Source organism: Inquilinus sp. CA228, assembly GCF_052078665.1.
In the GTDB taxonomy this organism is placed as follows: domain Bacteria; phylum Pseudomonadota; class Alphaproteobacteria; order DSM-16000; family Inquilinaceae; genus Inquilinus.
Genome location: NZ_JBQJIK010000053.1, coordinates 15,454 through 30,623, shown reverse-complemented (window position 1 = coordinate 30,623; position 15,170 = coordinate 15,454). Strand labels below are relative to the sequence as shown.

The window sequence follows — 15,170 nt, the reverse complement described above, 5'->3', positions numbered from 1 at the left end:
GCCCTGGGTTGACGAGCAGAAGCTCAAAGGAGTGCGGCCTGAGGAAGACGTAGAGGATACCCGTGGCTGAGACGCTGAAGGGTCCGAAAGTCTCCCCCAAGGCCGCGACTCCCGCAGCCAACTCGCCGACCACCTCCCAGACCCCTCCACCTCGTACAGCCGCGCCGAGGAATGGGCATGTCGTCCGGGGCAGTTCCGATGCTCCTCCTCCAAAGAAGCGATAGAGGCGATCCGGTATCGACTTGTTTTGAAGCGGTTTTCATCAAACGATTTGCATCGGCCTGAAGGGCGCATACCACCATATTCCTGCTCCAATTCGGAGTCACCGTCACGACCGGCCGATCGGGGGGTCGGCAAGGAGACGATGCGATGACCGGGACCATGGCCGGTGTTCTGAAAGCCGGTGTCTGGCGCGTCGGCGGGATCGGTGCCCTGGCGCTGCTGGTGGCCTGCGGCCCGACGCCGTCGGAGATGCAGCTGAACTATGCCTCGCAGCGCTGCTCCTATGGCGATCCCTATGCCTGCAACGCGCTCGGCCAGCTGTCCTACCAGGCCCAATATGAGCGGCAGCAGCAGGACACCAACACGGCGCTGGCCGTGGGCGTGCTGGCGCTGGGCGGCCTCGCCATCGCAGCCGCCGCGGATAACGACTATGACGACGGCTGGCGCCGCCGGCGCTGGCGCAACGACGGCTGGGGCCATCGCGGCCGGGGTCGCCATCGCTGGTGAGCCGAGGCTGAGCCGGCCGTCGATACCTCTCCTCAGGGGCATCGCCCCACGACCAGCGCGTCGACGGCGATGGCGCCGTGGGGCAGGACCAGGATCGGGTTGACGTCGATCGCCTCGACCAGGTCGCCCAGCGCGGCGGCGAGGGCGGAGAAGCGCGCTGCCGCCTCGGCCAGGGCGTCGATGTCGGCGGCCGGGGCGCCGCGGGCGCCGTCCAGCAGCGGCCGCAGCCGCAGCCGGTCGATCAGCCGCCGGGCCTCGGCGGCATCGAAGGGCGGCAGGGCGAAGGCGGCGTCCTGCAGGATCTCGGCATGGATGCCGCCGAAGCCGATCACCACCACCGGCCCGAAATCCGGGTCGCGCTGCAGCCCCAACAGCATCTCGACGCCCTTGTCCCGGACCATCCGCGCCACCAGGACGCGCGGGCCCAGCCGCACGGCCAACTCGCGATGGGCCTGGCGCAGCGCCACGGCATCGGCCAAGCCCAGCCGCACCCCGTCGACATCGCTTTTGTGCGCCGCGCCGGCGGTCTTCAGCGCCACCGGGAAGCCGATGCGAATGGCGGCCTCGACCGCCTCGGATTCGTCCCTGGCCATGGCGCAGGGCGTGACGGTCAGCCCGAAATCGGCGAGCAGGCGCAGCGCCTCGGCCTCGGAGACGGGGTGTCCGTCGGCCAGCCGAGCCCGCCAGCGCTCTACCACCGTCTCCGGCGCGCGGGGTGGGTGCATCGGCGGCCGGGCGGCGGCGTCGCGCCGGTCGAAGGCCAGGCGGCAGGCACGCAGGAAGGCCGGCACCCCGTCCAGCACCGGCACGCCGGCGCGGGTCGAGGCCACGGCCGCCGGGTCGCTGCCGCTGCCCTGGTGGTTCGAGACGATCACGACCGGCTTGCCGCTGGTAGCCCGGGCCCGGTGTGCGATGTCGAGATAGAGCGGCGTGACGATGCCGCCGACCGAGCGGTCCAGCGTCAGGGCGCCCAGCGCGGTGTCCGGGTCGGCCATCAGCGCCTGGAAGCAGGCCTCGAAATCGGCCGGGTAGTTGCGCCCGGTGCCCCAATGGTCGAGCGGGTTGACCGGCGGCAGGCCGGGATCCAGCGCCGCCTCAAGCCGGGCCACCGTCTCGGGGGACAGGCCGGCGAAGCGCACCCCGGCCGCCGCCGCCAAGTCGACCATCAGGCCGCGCTCGCCGCCGCTGTCATGGGTGCTGGCCAGGCCGCCGGGGCCGAGCGCGGCCGGCAGCAGCATCATCGCCGCCGCCAGCTCGTCCACCGACCGCACCTGGCCGACGGCAAAGCGCTCGAACAGGGCGTCGTAGGCGGCGTGGTCGCCGGCGATGGCGCCGGAATGGCTCAGCGCCAGGGCCGCGCTTTCCCGCGTCCGGCCGACCTTCAGCGCGATGACCGGCACGCCGAGGGCCTTGGCCCTGGCCAGGGCCGCAACGAAGCGCTCGGGATCGCGCGCGGCCTCCAGGAACAGCCCGACCACGCGGGTCTCCGGCTGGTCCAGGGCGAAGTCGAGATAATCGGCCAGGCTGGTGGTCAGCTCCTGGCCGGAGGAGACGGCGAGGGCGTAGTCGATCCGCGCCTCGGCATCGACCAGGGCGGTGAACAGCGACCCGGAATGGGTCAGCAGCACGGCGCCGCCGGGGATATGGTCCGGCCGGGTGGCGAAGCCGCACAGTCGGACCCGGTCGGTGAAGTTGTAGAAGCCCATGCCGTTGCCGCCGCACAGCACCACCCCGGCCTCCAGCACCATGGCCCGGATGCGGTCGCGCAGGGCGGGGTCGGCCAGCGGGGCGACGATGGTCGCGGCCTTCACCCCATGCCGCAGCGCCGCGGCGAAGGCTTCGGCGATGGTCTCGTCGCCGAGGCAGAAGGCGGCGTGCTCCACCGACTCCGGCAGGTCGCCGACCGCCGGCAGGCAGGTCCGGCCCGCCAGTGTCCCGCCCTTCGGGTTGACCGGATGCACCGGGCCGGCGAAACCGCCCTCGACCAGTTGGCGCAGCATCACCTCGCCGACCGACCCGGGCCGCGCGCTGGCGCCGACCACCGCGATCGAGCGGGGGCGCAGCAGCGGGTCCAGCCTGTGGGGCATATCAGGTCTCGGCCGGCGGCGTGGCCCGGCGCCGCGGCGGGTCGTAGAAGGGCCGCTCGGCCACCCGGGCCCGCACCATCAGCTTGTGATAGACCAGCTCGCGCAGGGCATAGATCTCGACCCAGAGATCATCCTTCACCGTGTCGCCATAGGGCCGGCGCAGCGAGGCCAGGGCGATGTTGCGCTTGGCCGAGGGCGACCAGGCGGCGGCGCTGATCTGGCCGGCCTCGGCCTTGCCCTTGTGGTAGACGATGGCGTGGTCGGCCGGGACGTTGCCGTCGATGTCCAGCCCGACCAGGCACCAGCGGGCCGACCGGTCGCGGCGCTGGGCCAGGATCGCGCGCTTGCCGGTCCAGTAGGCCGCCTTCTTCTCGTCGACCAGCCAGCCCAGGCCGATCTCGTCCGGGGTGCGGCGGCGGTCGACCCGGATCGCGGTCTCGGCGGTGATGAAGTCGCTGTTGGCGATGATGAAGCCGGCCTCCAGCCGCGCCAGGTCCAGGGCCTCGAAGCCGATCGCCTGCAGCCCGTGCCAGGGGCCGGCCGCCCACAGCCGGTCCCACAGCGCCGGCGCCGCCTCGGGCTCGGCGAACAGCTCGTAGCCCAGGTCGCCGGTGAAGCCGGTGCGGGACACGGTGACCCGGCCCTCGTCGAGGTGGACATCGCGGATCTGGAACGGCTTCAGCGTCTCGATGCCGTCGAAGCCAGCGCGGGTCAGCAGCGCCCGGCTGGTCGGGCCCTGCAGGGCCAGGGCGGCCACCTGCTCGGTCTCCTCCACCACCTCCACGTCGAAGCCGATCGCGGAGTCGAGCAGCCAGTTCAGGTGCCGCTCCTGGCAGCACAGCCGGAACTCGGCCGGGCCCAGGCGGAACAGGGTGCCGTCATCCAGCACATGGCCCTCGTCGTCGCACCAGCAGGTGTAGTGCACCCGGCCGACCGCCAGCCGCGACACGTCGCGCACGGTTAGCCGGTCCAGGAAGGCCTCGGCCTCAGGGCCGGCGATGCGGTACTTCACCATCGGCGTCAGGTCGAACAGCGACGCGGCGTTGCGGATGGCGAAGTATTCCTGCTCGGCGTCGCGGATGGTGCGGGCGGAGACATAGCCGCCCCAATTGTACCAGTCCTCGGCCTGCATCAGCCCGGCCAGGCGCGGGTGGAACGGCGACTGCAGCAGCGGCCGGCGGAAATGGTCGCGGGGCAGGGGGCGGCGCATGTCAGCGGGCCTCCGCCAGGATTTTCCGCGCGGCGTTCAGGCCGGCGGCGCCCATCACCCCGCCGCCGGGATGGCTGCCGGCACCGCACAGATACAGGCCCGGCACCGGCGTCGCGTACTGGCCGGCGCCATGCACCGGGCGCAGCATCATCAACTGGTCGACCGCCAGCTCGCCATGGTGCCAGTGGCCGCCGGGCATGCGGTAGCGCGCCTCCAGGTCGGCCGGGGTCAGCAGCTCCGCCGCCAGCACCCGCGCCGACAGGCCGGGCAGGTGCCGCTCCAGCCCCTTCAGAATGCTGTCGCGGAAGGCCGGGCCGCCGGCCTCCCAGCCGCCGCGCAGTTCGGCCGGGGCGTATTGCGCCACCACCGACATCACATGCTTGCCGGCGGGAGCCAGCGACGGGTCGGTCAGGGACGGGATCACCGCCTCCAGCACCGGCTCGGGCGAGGCCTCGCCGTATTTCGCCGGGTTGAACGCGGCCTCGACCGCGTCGATGCCCGGCGCCACCACCAGCCGTCCGGCCAGCAGCGCCGGGGCCAGCCCTTCGGGCAGCCCGTCCAGCGCCAAATGCAGCTTGGCGGCATTGCCGCGCATCCGGACATGGCCGATGCGGCGGACGAAGCCGGCATCCAGCACCCGCGGGCCGAGCAGATCCAGGAAGGTCGTGCGCGGATTGGCGCCGGAGACGACGACCGGCGCCCGGATCTCCGCCCCCTCCGCCAGGGCGACGCCGACGGCGCGGTCGGCCTCGACCAGGATCTTCGCCACCGGCGCCCCGGTGCGGATCTCGACCCCGGTGGCCCGGGCCGCGGCGGCGATGGCGGCGGCGACCGTGCCCATACCGCCCTTCGGCAGGGCCAGCGCCGCCGGCACGCCGTCGGCCTGTCCGGCCAGCCGGTGCAGCAGCGCCAGCAGCGAGGTCGGGGAGCGCGGGCCGAGATGGGTGCCCAGCACCGCGTCGAAGGCGACGGCGCCCATCAGCCGCGGGTCCGACAGCTCCTCCTCCAGCACATCGGCCACGTCCATCAGGATCATGCGCAAGAATTCGCGCATCTCCTCGCGACCCAGCCGGCGGATCGCCCAGCCGAGCTTGCCCAGCGCCAGGGCGTCGCCGCGGCCGCCGCCGCGCAGCCGGGGCGGCACCTGGGTCAGGAACGGCCGCAGCGCGCCGGCGAAGCGCAGCAGCCGGGCCCGCAGCGCCGCCCAGGCCTCGGCCTCTCCGGCCGGCAGCTCGCCCGCCAGCCGCTCGCCGAACGCGCCGTGCAGGGTGAGAGGACGACCCTCGACCGACAGCGCCGTGGTCGGGATGTTGGTGGCGGCCAGGGTCAGGCCGTGCCGCTTGAGGTCCAGCGCCCGGATCACCTCCGGATGCAGCTGGTTCAGCACATGCGCGACATGGGAGACGTGGAAGCCCGGCGCGAACTCCACCGTCCGGGCGGCGCCGCCGATCTCTTCGGCCGCCTCCAGCAGCACCACCTTGCGGCCCTTCCGCGCCAGCAGCGCGGCGCAGACCAGGCCGTTGTGGCCGCCGCCGATGACGATGGCGTCACAGGACGTCATAGGCGTCGCTCATCACGGCGGGCTTGCGCTTCAGGTCGCGCAGGATCTCCGACGCCGCGTTGCGGCCCGGCGCGCCCATCACCCCGCCGCCGGGATGGGTCGAGGAGCCGCACATGTACAGCCCCGCCACCGGCGACCGGTACTGGGCATAGCCGGGCACCGGCCGGTTGAACAGGATCTGGTCGAAGGTCAGCTCGCCCTGGAAGATGTTGCCCTCGGTCAGCCCGACCTCGGCCTCCAGCTCGCGCGGGGTGCGGATCTCGGCATGCAGGATCAGGTCGCGGAAGCCGGGCGCGTAGTCGGCGATCTGGTCGATCACGGTCTTGCCGAAGGCGTCGCGGTCGGCGTCGGTCCAGTCGCGCCCCTCGACCTTGGGCGGGCAGTACTGCACGAAGCAGCTCATGAAGTGCTGGCCCGGCGGCGCCATGGTCGGGTCCAGCGTGGTCGGGATCATCATGTCCAGGAACGGGTCGGCCGACCAGCGCCCGGCCTTCCAGTCGTCATAGCCGCGCTCCATCCGTTCGACGCTGTCGGTGAAGTGCATGTCGCCGCGCAGGCAGGGCGACCCCTCGGGCAGCGCCGGGAAGCGGGGCAGGGCGTCCAGCGCGATGTTCACCTTGCCGGAGGAGCCGCGGATCTTGAAGTTCCGCACCCGCTTGACGAACGGCGCCGGCAGTTCCCGCTCCTCCAGCAAGGTCAGGAAGGTGCGCTTGACGTCGAGGTTGGAGACGACCTGCCGGGCGCGGATCTCCTCGCCGCCCGCCAGCACCACGCCGGCGGCCTTGCCGTTCTCGATCAGGATGCGTTCGACCGCTGCGCCGGTGCGGATCTCGCCCTTGGCCGCGCGCAGCGACCCGGCCATGGCCTGGGTGATGGCGCCCATGCCGCCGCGGGCGAAGCCCCAGGCCCCGGTGGCGCCGTCGACATCGCCCATATAGTGGTGCAGCAGCACATAGGCCGAGCCGGGCGAGCACGGGCCGAGCGCGGTGCCGATGATGCCGGACAGGGCGAAGCCGGCCTTCACCACCTCGCTCTCGAAATACTCGTCCAGGAACTCGGCGATGCTCATGGTCCAGAACCGGATGGTGTCGGCCATCTCGGTCTCGGTCAGGTCGTGGAACTTGCGGCCGAGATACAGCAGCTCCTGCAGGTCGCGCGGCCGCAGCGACGCCGGGTCCGGCGGGGTGCGCAGCAGCAACGGGCGGATGAAGCGGCACTGCCGGGTGACGTCGGCGGAATAGCGGTCATAGGCCTCGGCGTCGCGCAGCGAGAAACGCTGGATCTCGCGCCGGTGGGCGTCGTGCTGGCGGTAGGTCGCCAGCGCGTCGCCGTCGCGGGTGAACACGGCGCCGCCCTCATAGGGGATGACCTGCAGCCCGTGCCGCGGCAGCTCCAGGTCGCGCATGATCTCCGGCCGCAGCAGGCTGCAGACATAGGAGCAGTTGGAATAGAGGATGCCCGGATGCAGCGACCGGCTGACCGCGGCGCCGCCGACCCAGTCGTTCTTCTCCAGCACCAGCACCTCGAGCCCGGCGCGGGCCAGGTAGCCGGCCGCCACCAGGCCGTTGTGCCCGGCCCCGACGACGATGACGTCCCAGGTCTTCATGGGCGCGGTCCCCCCGGTCCCGCGCCTACTGTGCCACGGCTCGCTTCGCGTCGTCGCCGCCCTTGTCCAGGGTGCGATCGACGGCGCGCTCGAAGCCGGCCAGGGTGTCGGCCAGGCAGGCGTCGTCATGCGCCTCGCAGATGAACCAGGGCTCGCGCGAATCCGGCTCGCACAGCACGCCCTCCTCGTGCAGCTCGCGGGCCAGCGCGTCGTAGAAGCTGTAGTCGGAGCGCTTCCAGTCGCGGTAGTCGCGCGGCGGCGTCGGGGCGAAGAACAGCCCGCCCATCGACGGGTGGCCGGCGAAGCAATGGACCACGCCGCGGGCATCCAGGATCCGCTTGATCCCGGCCTGCAGCCGGCGGCCATAGGCGGCGATGCTGTCCAGCGCCGGGGTCTCGTCCAGGATCTGCAGCGTCCGCTCGGCCGCGGCCAGCGCCACGGAATGGGCGGTGTAGGTGCCGCCATGGGCGACGCCGCGGCCGTAGCGGCGCATGATGTCCTCGCGCCCGCCGATGGCCGCGATCGGATAGCCGTTGGCCATCGCCTTGGCCATGGTGGTGATGTCGGCCTTGACGCCCATCAGCTCCTGCGTGCCGCCGCGGGCGACGCGGAAGCCCGACTTCACCTCGTCGATGATCAGCAGCACGCCGTAGCGGTCGCACAGCTCGCGCACGGCGCGGACATAGGCGACATCGGCGGTGATGCCGCAGCAATTGCCCATGATCGGCTCGATCAGCATCGCCGCGATCTCGTGCGAGCGGCGGCGCAGCAGGTCCTCCAGCCGGTTGGCGTCGTTCATCGGGGTCAGGTGGACCAGCGGCCGCACCGCCTCCGGCACGCCCTGGGAATAGGGCATCACCGGCGGGTCGCGGTCGGTCCGCCGCGGGTCCCAGTCGTCCAGCGCCACCAGCCACATCGCCGCATCGAACAGCCCATGATAGCTGCCCTCGACCAGCACGTAGGAGTCCTTGCCGGTGTGGGCGCGGGCCAGGCGCAGCGCCGCCATCACCGCCTCGGTGCCGGAGTTGGAGAAGCGCACCAGCTCCGCCGCCGGCATCATCCTGGCGATGCGCTCGGCCACGGTGAATTCGCGCTCGGTCGACAACGCGAAGACGCCGCCGATGTCCATGCTCTGCCGCGCCGCCTCGTCCACCCGCGGGTCGGCATAGCCCAGGATCGCCGGGCCGTAGCCGAGCCGGTAGTCGACATAGGCGTTGTCGTCGAGGTCCCAGATCCGGCCACCGCGGCCGCGCTTCACATAGATGGTCCGGTCGTCGCCCCAGTAGCGGAAGTTGGAGGCGACGCCGAGGGGCAGGCGGGTCGACGCCCGACGGAATTGCGCGTTGCTGCGCGCCAGGCTGCGGGTCATGGCAGCGGGTCCTTGTGTCGTTGGTCCGGCGGTTCTGGGGCCGCAATTTCGGGACTCAGGATGGCATGGCGGAGCCGTTTCTGTCCATCGTGTTGAATGAACGTTCAATTAAAAGCTTGCTGGATGTTCATTCAGCATCTTTCCAGAGACCCGCGCCGATGCTAGGCTTTTATGGAGATTTCAGGGGGAAGCCGATGGCCGAAGGCCAGGCCGCGAGAAAGGTGAATGGGGGGCGGCGTCAGTCGAAGGAGCTGCGGCGGCAGGAGCTGATCGAGGCGACGATCGACGCCATCGCCAAGCGCGGCTACGAGGAGACGACGATGGCCGTGGTCGCGGACGGCGCCGGCCTGTCGCGCGGCATCGTCAACTTCCATTTCGAGAGCAAGGAGAAGCTGCTCGTCGAGACGCTGCGGTATCTCTCCGACGAGTACCGCGCCCATTGGCGCCGCGCTTTGCACGAGGCCGGGCCGGCCGCGGCGGAGAAGCTGTGGGCGCTGGTCCTGGCCGATTTCGACCGGAAGATCTGCAATCCGAGGAAGATCGCCGCCTGGTGCGCCTTCTGGGGCGAGGCCAAGACCCGGCCGCATTACCGCGCTTTGTGCAGCGCCAACGACCAGGACTACCACCTGACCCTGCTCAACCTCTGCCGCGAGCTGGCGGCGGCGGGGCAGTCACCGGACCTCCTGGCGCGCAGCCTGAACGGGCTGCTGGAGGGGCTGTGGCTGCATGTGATGATGGGGCCGAAGGAGTTCGGCCGCGAGGACGCCCGGGCCTGCGCGGTCGAGATGCTGGTCTCGGTCTTCCCCCGGCATTTCACCCGGGACGGGCCAATACGGCCCTGAGAGGCACGCCATGAGCTTCACGCTCCCCGACAGCGCCCGCGACTGGCAGGACAAAATCCGCCGCTTCGTCGAGGCCGAGCTGATCCCGTGGGAGGAGCGGGCCGAGCTTGCCGGCGGCGAGATCCCGGCCGAGGTGGCGGCCCGGCACGAGCGGCTGGCGCTCGAGCTCGGCCTGCCGCGGATCGACGCGCCGAAGCGCCATGGCGGGCTGCAGCTGCCGCTGCTCGACCAGGTGGCGATCGCGGAGCAGACCGGCCGGGTCACCAACGCGCTGGCCTGGTGCTATGGCGAGGCGCAGTCCTGGATGTTCGAGGCCTGCTCGCCGGAGCAGATCGACCGCTTCATCCTGCCGCTGATGCGGGGCGAGCGGCACATCTGCACCGCGGTGACGGAGGAGGGCGCCGGCTCCGATGTCGACGACATCGCCACCACGGCGCGGCGCGACGGCGACTTTTACGTCATCGACGGCGAGAAATGGCACGTCACCAGCGCCAACCTGGCCAACACGGTGATCGTCCAGGCCAAGGTCCGCGGCGGGGAAGCCGATGGCGGCCATGCCCTGTTCTTCGTCGAGATGCCGGCCGGGGGGCTGAGCACGGTGCGCAGCCCGGCCTACACCCACAGCTACCGCCACCACCATCCGATCCTGCGCTTCGACCGGGTGCGGGTGCCGGCGGCGAACCGGATCGGCGCCGAGGGGCAGGGGATGGGCTTCATCCATGCCTGGTTCCGGCGCGAGCGGCTGATGATCGCGGCGCGCTGCTGCGGCGCGGCCGAACGGCTGATCGAGGCGGCGACGGCGTTCGCGGCGGAGCGCAGGATCGGCGGTGAGCCGATGGCCCGGTTCCAGCTGGTCCAGGCGATGCTGGCCGACAGCGTCGCCGAGCTGCACGCCGCGCGGCTGGTGACCTATGAGGCGGCGGACGCACATGACCGCGGCCTCGACGTCAAGGCGCTGCACATCCGCTGCTCGGTGGCCAAGCTGCTGGCGTCGGAGATGGCCGGCCGGGTCGCCGACCGGGCGGTGCAGATCTTCGGCGGCCGCGGCTACATGCGCGAGAATGTGGCCGAGCGGTTCTATCGCGAGGTCAGGGTCGACCGGATCTGGGAGGGCACCAGCGAGATCCAGCGGCTGATCATCGCCGGCGGCCTCTTGAAGCGCGGGCTGAAGGGCACGATCGGGCCGTAAAGATTCCTTAAAATTCCACTGGAGAAATCCGGCGAAGCGGGCTCTCAATAGAGACGCCGACGGCCGCGGCATGCAGAAGATCGGCCGGCAGGCGAGGCGACATTGGGAGCCAGACGATGACGTGTTCCCCCCGGCCCATCCGGCTGCTGGCCGCGGCCGCCATCCTCCTCGGCGCCAGCGCGGCGCAGGCCCAGGAGGAGAAGGTCGTCAACGTCTACAACTGGGTCGATTATATCGGCGAGACCACGATCCAGGATTTCGAGGCCGAGACCGGCATCAAGGTGATCTACGACACCTATGACGCGTCCGAGACCGTCGACGCCAAGATGATGGCCGGCAGCTCCGGCTACGACGTCGTCCTGCACGGCTCCCATCTGATCCCGCCCCTGGTCAAGGCCGGGGTGTTCAGGAAGATCGACAAGTCGAAGCTGAGCGACTACGGCAATCTCGACCCCGAGATCCTGAAGGTCGTCGCCGGCCACGACCCGGGCAACGAATACTTCGTGCCCTACATGTGGGGCACGGCCGGCTTCGCCTACAATGTCGACATGATCAAGCAGCGGATGGCCGACGCGCCGGTCACCTCGCTCGACATGCTGTTCAAGCCCGAGCTGGCGGCGAAATGGGCGGATTGCGGCATCTCGATCCTGGAATCGCCGACCGACATGATCCCGATGGCGCTGTCCTACCTGCACCGCGACCCGAACTCGCAGAAGGCGGAGGATTACGAGGCCGTGGCGGCGCTGTTCAAGCCGATCCGGCAATATGTCAAGGCGGTGGATTCCGCCAACTACCTGAACCAGCTGCCGAACCAGGAGCTGTGCCTGGCCTTCTCCTGGTCCGGCGACTATGCCACCGCCGCCAGCCGGGCGGAGGAGGCGGGGGTGAAGATCAACCTGGCCTATTCGGTGCCCGACAGCGGCGGCCCGGCCTGGTTCGACGGCTGGCTGGTCCCGTCCGACGCGCCGCACCCGGAGAACGCGCTGATCTTCATCAACTACATGCTGCGGCCGCAGGTGATCGCCGCTGCCAGCAACTTCACCAATTACGCCAACGCCAACAAGGCGGCGGCGCAATACGTCAACAAGGAGATCCTGGAGAACCCGGCGATCTACCCGGACGCGGCGACGCGGGCGAAGCTCTACGTGCCGGCCGACCTGCCGCAGGAGGCGCTGCGGCTGCGCACCCGGGCCTGGAGCCAGATCAAGGCCGGGCAGTAGGGCGGCGCCGGCGCAGATGCCCACCGCCGAGCGCTATCCGGACACCAAGGACCGACCCTGGCTCGATCCGCAGGCCAGGCCGATCCTCCGGATCGAAGGGCTGACCAAGAAATTCGCCGACTTCACCGCGGTCGATGCGGTCGACCTCGAGATCCACCGCAAGGAACTGTTCTGCCTGCTCGGCGGCTCCGGCTGCGGCAAGACCACGCTGCTGCGCATGCTCGCCGGCTTCGAGACGCCGAGCGCCGGCCGCATCCTGATCGACGGCCAGGACGTGACCCGGACGCCGCCCTATGAACGGCCGGTCAACATGATGTTCCAATCCTACGCCCTGTTCCCGCATATGAGCGTGGAGAAGAACATCGGTTACGGGCTGAAGCATGAGGCGATGACCCCGGCCGAGCGGCGCGACCGGGTGACCGAGCTCTTGGAGCTGGTGCAGCTGCAGGGCTTCGGCCCGCGCAAGCCGCACCAGCTGTCCGGCGGCCAGCGCCAGCGCGTCGCCCTGGCCCGGGCCCTGGCGAAGAAGCCGAAACTTTTGCTGCTCGACGAGCCGCTGGCTGCGCTCGACAAGAAGCTGCGCGAGCAGACCCAGTTCGAGCTGATGAATATCCAGTACCAGGTCGGCGTCACCTTCATCGTCGTCACCCACGACCAGGAGGAGGCGATGGCGCTATCGACCCGGATCGCGGTGATGAATCGCGGCCGGATCGTGCAGACCGGCACGCCGACCGACATCTACGAATATCCGAACTGCCGCTTCTCGGCGGATTTCATCGGCTCGATCAACCTGTTCGAGGGCAAGGTGGAGAGCGCGGCCGACGGGCGCGTGACGGTGGCGACCGAGCAGGCCGGGCCGCTGGTGGTGGTCCATGCCGGGGCGGTGGCGCCGGGCACGCCGGTTTCGGTCGCGGTGCGGCCGGAGAAGATCGCGATCGGGCGCGAGCCGCCGCAGGGTGCCGCCAACACGCTGCAGGGCATGGTCTACGACCTCGGCTATTTCGGCGACCGCTCGCTGTTCCGGGTGCAACTCGGCAACGGCAGGCTGGTCTCGGTCAGCCGGCAGAACGAGCGCCGCGGGCGGGAGGAGGACCGGCCGGTCGACTGGGACGACCGGGTCTGGCTGTCCTGGTCCCCCGCCGCGGCGCTGCTGCTGACCGAATGACCGCGGTGCCAGACCCTGGGGGCGCTCGTCCGGCCCGGCCGCTCCTGGTCCGGGCCCTGCGCCGGGTCGGCGACGCCTGGCGCGGCCTGATCATCGGCGTGCCCACGGTCTGGCTGGTGTTGTTCTTCCTGGTGCCGTTCCTGATCGTGCTGAAGATCAGCCTGGCCCAGAGCATCGTCGGCCGGCCGCCCTATTCGGCGCTGCTGGAATGGGGCGAGGGGGCGTGGCCCACCATCACCGCCTCGCTGCGCAACTACGTGTTCCTGACCCAGGACTGGCTCTACCTCGCGGGCTATCTGAACTCGGTCAAGATCGCGCTGATCTCGACCGCTTTGTGCCTGGTCTGCGGCTATCCGATCGCCTACGGCATCGCCCGGTCCTCGCCGAGCGCGCGCAACATCCTGCTGCTGTTCGTGATCCTGCCGTTCTGGACCTCGTTCCTGCTGCGCATCTATGCCTGGATGGGGCTCCTCAACAAGCAGGGCATCCTCAACGGATTCCTGGTCTGGAGCGGCATCCTCGACCAGCCGATCGAGATGATGAACACCGACTTCGCGGTCTATCTCGGCATCGTCTACTCCTACCTGCCCTTCATGATCCTGCCGCTCTACGTGACGCTGGAGAGGCTGGACCGGAGCCTGGTCGAGGCGGCGATGGACCTTGGCTCCCGGCCCTGGCGGGTGTTCCTCGACGTCACCCTGCCGCTGTCGCTGCCCGGCATCGTCGCCGGGTCGCTGCTGGTGTTCATCCCGGCGACCGGCGAATACGTGATCCCGGCGCTGCTCGGCAACCCGTCCAGCCCGATGATCGGCCAGGTGCTGTTCGCCGAGTTCTATTCGAACCGCGACTGGCCGGTGGCCTCCGCCGTGGCGGTGGTGCTGCTCATGGTCCTGGTGCTGCCGATCCTGTGGTTCCAGAACCGCCAGGCGCGGGGAGGGGAGGCATGAGGGGCCGGTCCCGCTTCCTCACCCTCTGGCTGGTGGCCGGCTTCGTGTTCTTCTACGGGCCGATCGCCTCGATGATCGTGTTCTCGTTCAACGCATCGCGGCTGGCGACGATCTGGGGCGGCTTCTCGACCAGATGGTACGTGGCGCTGTGGGGCAACCGGCAGGTGGTCGACGCGGCGCTGCTGAGCCTGCAGATCGCCGCGGTCTCGGCCACCGTCGCCACCGCGCTCGGCACCATGGCCGGTATCGCCCTGGCGCGGTTCGGCCGGTTCCGCGGCCGGCTCCTGCTGGCCGGCATGGTCACGGCGCCGCTGGTGATGCCCGAGGTGATCACCGGCCTGTCCCTGCTGCTGTTGTTCGTGGCGCTGGAGGACAGCTTCGGCTGGCCGTCCGGCCGCGGCGCCATGACCATCACCATCGCCCATGTCACCTTCTGCATGGCCTATGTCGCCGTGGTGGTGCAGTCGCGCCTGGCCGACATGGATTCCTCGATCGAGGAGGCGGCGGCCGATCTCGGCAGCCGGCCCTGGCAGGTGATGGTCGACATCACCCTGCCGCTGCTGGCGCCGGCCATGGTGTCGGGCTGGCTCCTGGCCTTCACCCTGTCGCTGGACGACCTGGTGATCGCCACCTTCACCTCTGGCCCGGGCGCCAACACCCTGCCGATGCTGATCTTCTCCAAGGTCCGGCTCGGCCTGACGCCGGACATCAACGCCCTGGCGACGATCATCATCCTGGTGGTGGCCAGCTTCGTCATCGCCAGCGCCGTGATCCTGAACCGCCGCGACGCCCGCAAGGCCCGCGACAGCCGCCGTGCCGCGGCCGGGGGCGGATCGGCATAAAGATCACCATCGATTTTTGCGTAAATGCGGTTCAAGGAACCCACGCCCGTTTCGTCCCATTGGGTGTGCGTTGCGGCCTCGATCCGGGTCGCTTCACTGCACTGGAGGACGTGAGATGCGTTCGATTTCCGCGGCTTTCGCCCTGACGGGCCTGTCGCTGCTGGCTGCCGCCTGCACGGTGAACAACCCCGGGCCCGACCGGCCGACCACCGTGGTCACGCAGCCGGCCCCGGCTGCCGTGATCACTCAGCCGGCCCCGACCGTGGTAACCACCCCGGGCACCACCTATGTCACGCCGCCGCGCACGACGGTGCTGACACCGGCCTACTGAGGCCGGCCCGCTGAGACCGGCACGGCAGCCCCACGGCTCCGGCCGCCAGGGCGTCTATCGCGGCGTCCGCTT

The 15,170-nt window shown here is 70.4% G+C and carries 13 protein-coding genes; 8 read left to right on the top strand and 5 right to left on the bottom strand.

Going from position 1 to position 15,170, the window contains the following annotated elements; translation table 11 throughout:
* Positions 1–369 precede the first annotated feature (369 nt).
* Positions 370–729: a hypothetical protein gene (locus tag ACTOWL_RS24525; RefSeq protein ID WP_441323908.1), complete on the top strand. Its 360-nt coding sequence runs from the start codon at positions 370–372 to the stop codon at positions 727–729.
* Between the two features lie 32 nt (positions 730–761).
* Here the strand turns inward: ACTOWL_RS24525 and ACTOWL_RS24520 are convergent, their stop codons facing one another.
* From ACTOWL_RS24520 to ACTOWL_RS24500, 5 genes are read right to left on the bottom strand one after another with little or no spacing between them, the layout of a single operon-like run.
* Positions 762–2,816, bottom strand: a complete 2,055-nt coding sequence (locus tag ACTOWL_RS24520; RefSeq protein WP_441323907.1) for an acetate--CoA ligase family protein — start codon at positions 2,814–2,816, stop codon at positions 762–764.
* Between the two features lies 1 nt (position 2,817).
* Positions 2,818–4,026, bottom strand: a complete 1,209-nt coding sequence (locus tag ACTOWL_RS24515; RefSeq protein WP_441323906.1) for an aminomethyltransferase family protein — start codon at positions 4,024–4,026, stop codon at positions 2,818–2,820.
* 1 nt (position 4,027) lies between these two features.
* Entirely contained in the window at positions 4,028–5,587 is a 1,560-nt protein-coding gene (locus ACTOWL_RS24510; protein ID WP_441323905.1) for a phytoene desaturase family protein, read from the bottom strand.
* Entirely contained in the window at positions 5,574–7,193 is a 1,620-nt protein-coding gene (locus ACTOWL_RS24505) for a phytoene desaturase family protein (protein ID WP_441323904.1), read from the bottom strand. Before ACTOWL_RS24505 ends, ACTOWL_RS24510 begins: the two co-directional genes overlap by 14 nt.
* 25 nt (positions 7,194–7,218) lie before the next feature.
* Complete coding sequence (locus ACTOWL_RS24500) at positions 7,219–8,562, bottom strand: aspartate aminotransferase family protein (protein ID WP_441323903.1); 1,344 nt, start codon at positions 8,560–8,562, stop codon at positions 7,219–7,221.
* A gap of 194 nt (positions 8,563–8,756) precedes the next feature.
* Here ACTOWL_RS24500 and betI point away from each other — a divergent pair, with 194 nt between their 5' ends.
* The 7 genes from betI to ACTOWL_RS24465 all read left to right on the top strand — a co-directional run bounded on the left by betI (position 8,757) and on the right by ACTOWL_RS24465 (position 15,098).
* On the top strand, positions 8,757–9,404 hold the full coding sequence (gene betI / locus ACTOWL_RS24495; RefSeq protein WP_441323902.1) for a transcriptional regulator BetI: 648 nt from the start codon (positions 8,757–8,759) through the stop codon (positions 9,402–9,404).
* 10 nt (positions 9,405–9,414) lie between these two features.
* Positions 9,415–10,593 (top strand): acyl-CoA dehydrogenase family protein, encoded by a 1,179-nt coding sequence (locus ACTOWL_RS24490; RefSeq protein WP_441323901.1) that lies wholly within the window; start codon positions 9,415–9,417, stop codon positions 10,591–10,593.
* A 116-nt stretch (positions 10,594–10,709) separates the two neighbouring features.
* Positions 10,710–11,813, top strand: coding sequence for a polyamine ABC transporter substrate-binding protein (locus ACTOWL_RS24485; protein ID WP_441323900.1), 1,104 nt, complete (start codon positions 10,710–10,712; stop codon positions 11,811–11,813).
* 16 nt (positions 11,814–11,829) lie between these two features.
* Positions 11,830–12,978: an ABC transporter ATP-binding protein gene (locus tag ACTOWL_RS24480; protein ID WP_441323899.1), complete on the top strand. Its 1,149-nt coding sequence runs from the start codon at positions 11,830–11,832 to the stop codon at positions 12,976–12,978.
* Positions 12,975–13,925 carry an ABC transporter permease subunit gene (locus ACTOWL_RS24475; protein ID WP_441323898.1) on the top strand — a complete coding sequence of 317 codons (951 nt, stop codon included), beginning with the start codon at positions 12,975–12,977 and terminating at the stop codon, positions 13,923–13,925. Before ACTOWL_RS24480 ends, ACTOWL_RS24475 begins: the two co-directional genes overlap by 4 nt.
* The gene (locus ACTOWL_RS24470) at positions 13,922–14,767 is read left to right on the top strand and encodes an ABC transporter permease subunit (protein WP_441323897.1); all 846 of its coding nucleotides are present in this window, start codon (positions 13,922–13,924) and stop codon (positions 14,765–14,767) included. The genes ACTOWL_RS24475 and ACTOWL_RS24470 overlap by 4 nt, the downstream gene beginning before the upstream one ends.
* Positions 14,768–14,882: 115 nt before the next feature.
* Entirely contained in the window at positions 14,883–15,098 is a 216-nt protein-coding gene (locus tag ACTOWL_RS24465) for a hypothetical protein (protein ID WP_441323896.1), read from the top strand.
* Positions 15,099–15,170 lie beyond the last annotated feature (72 nt).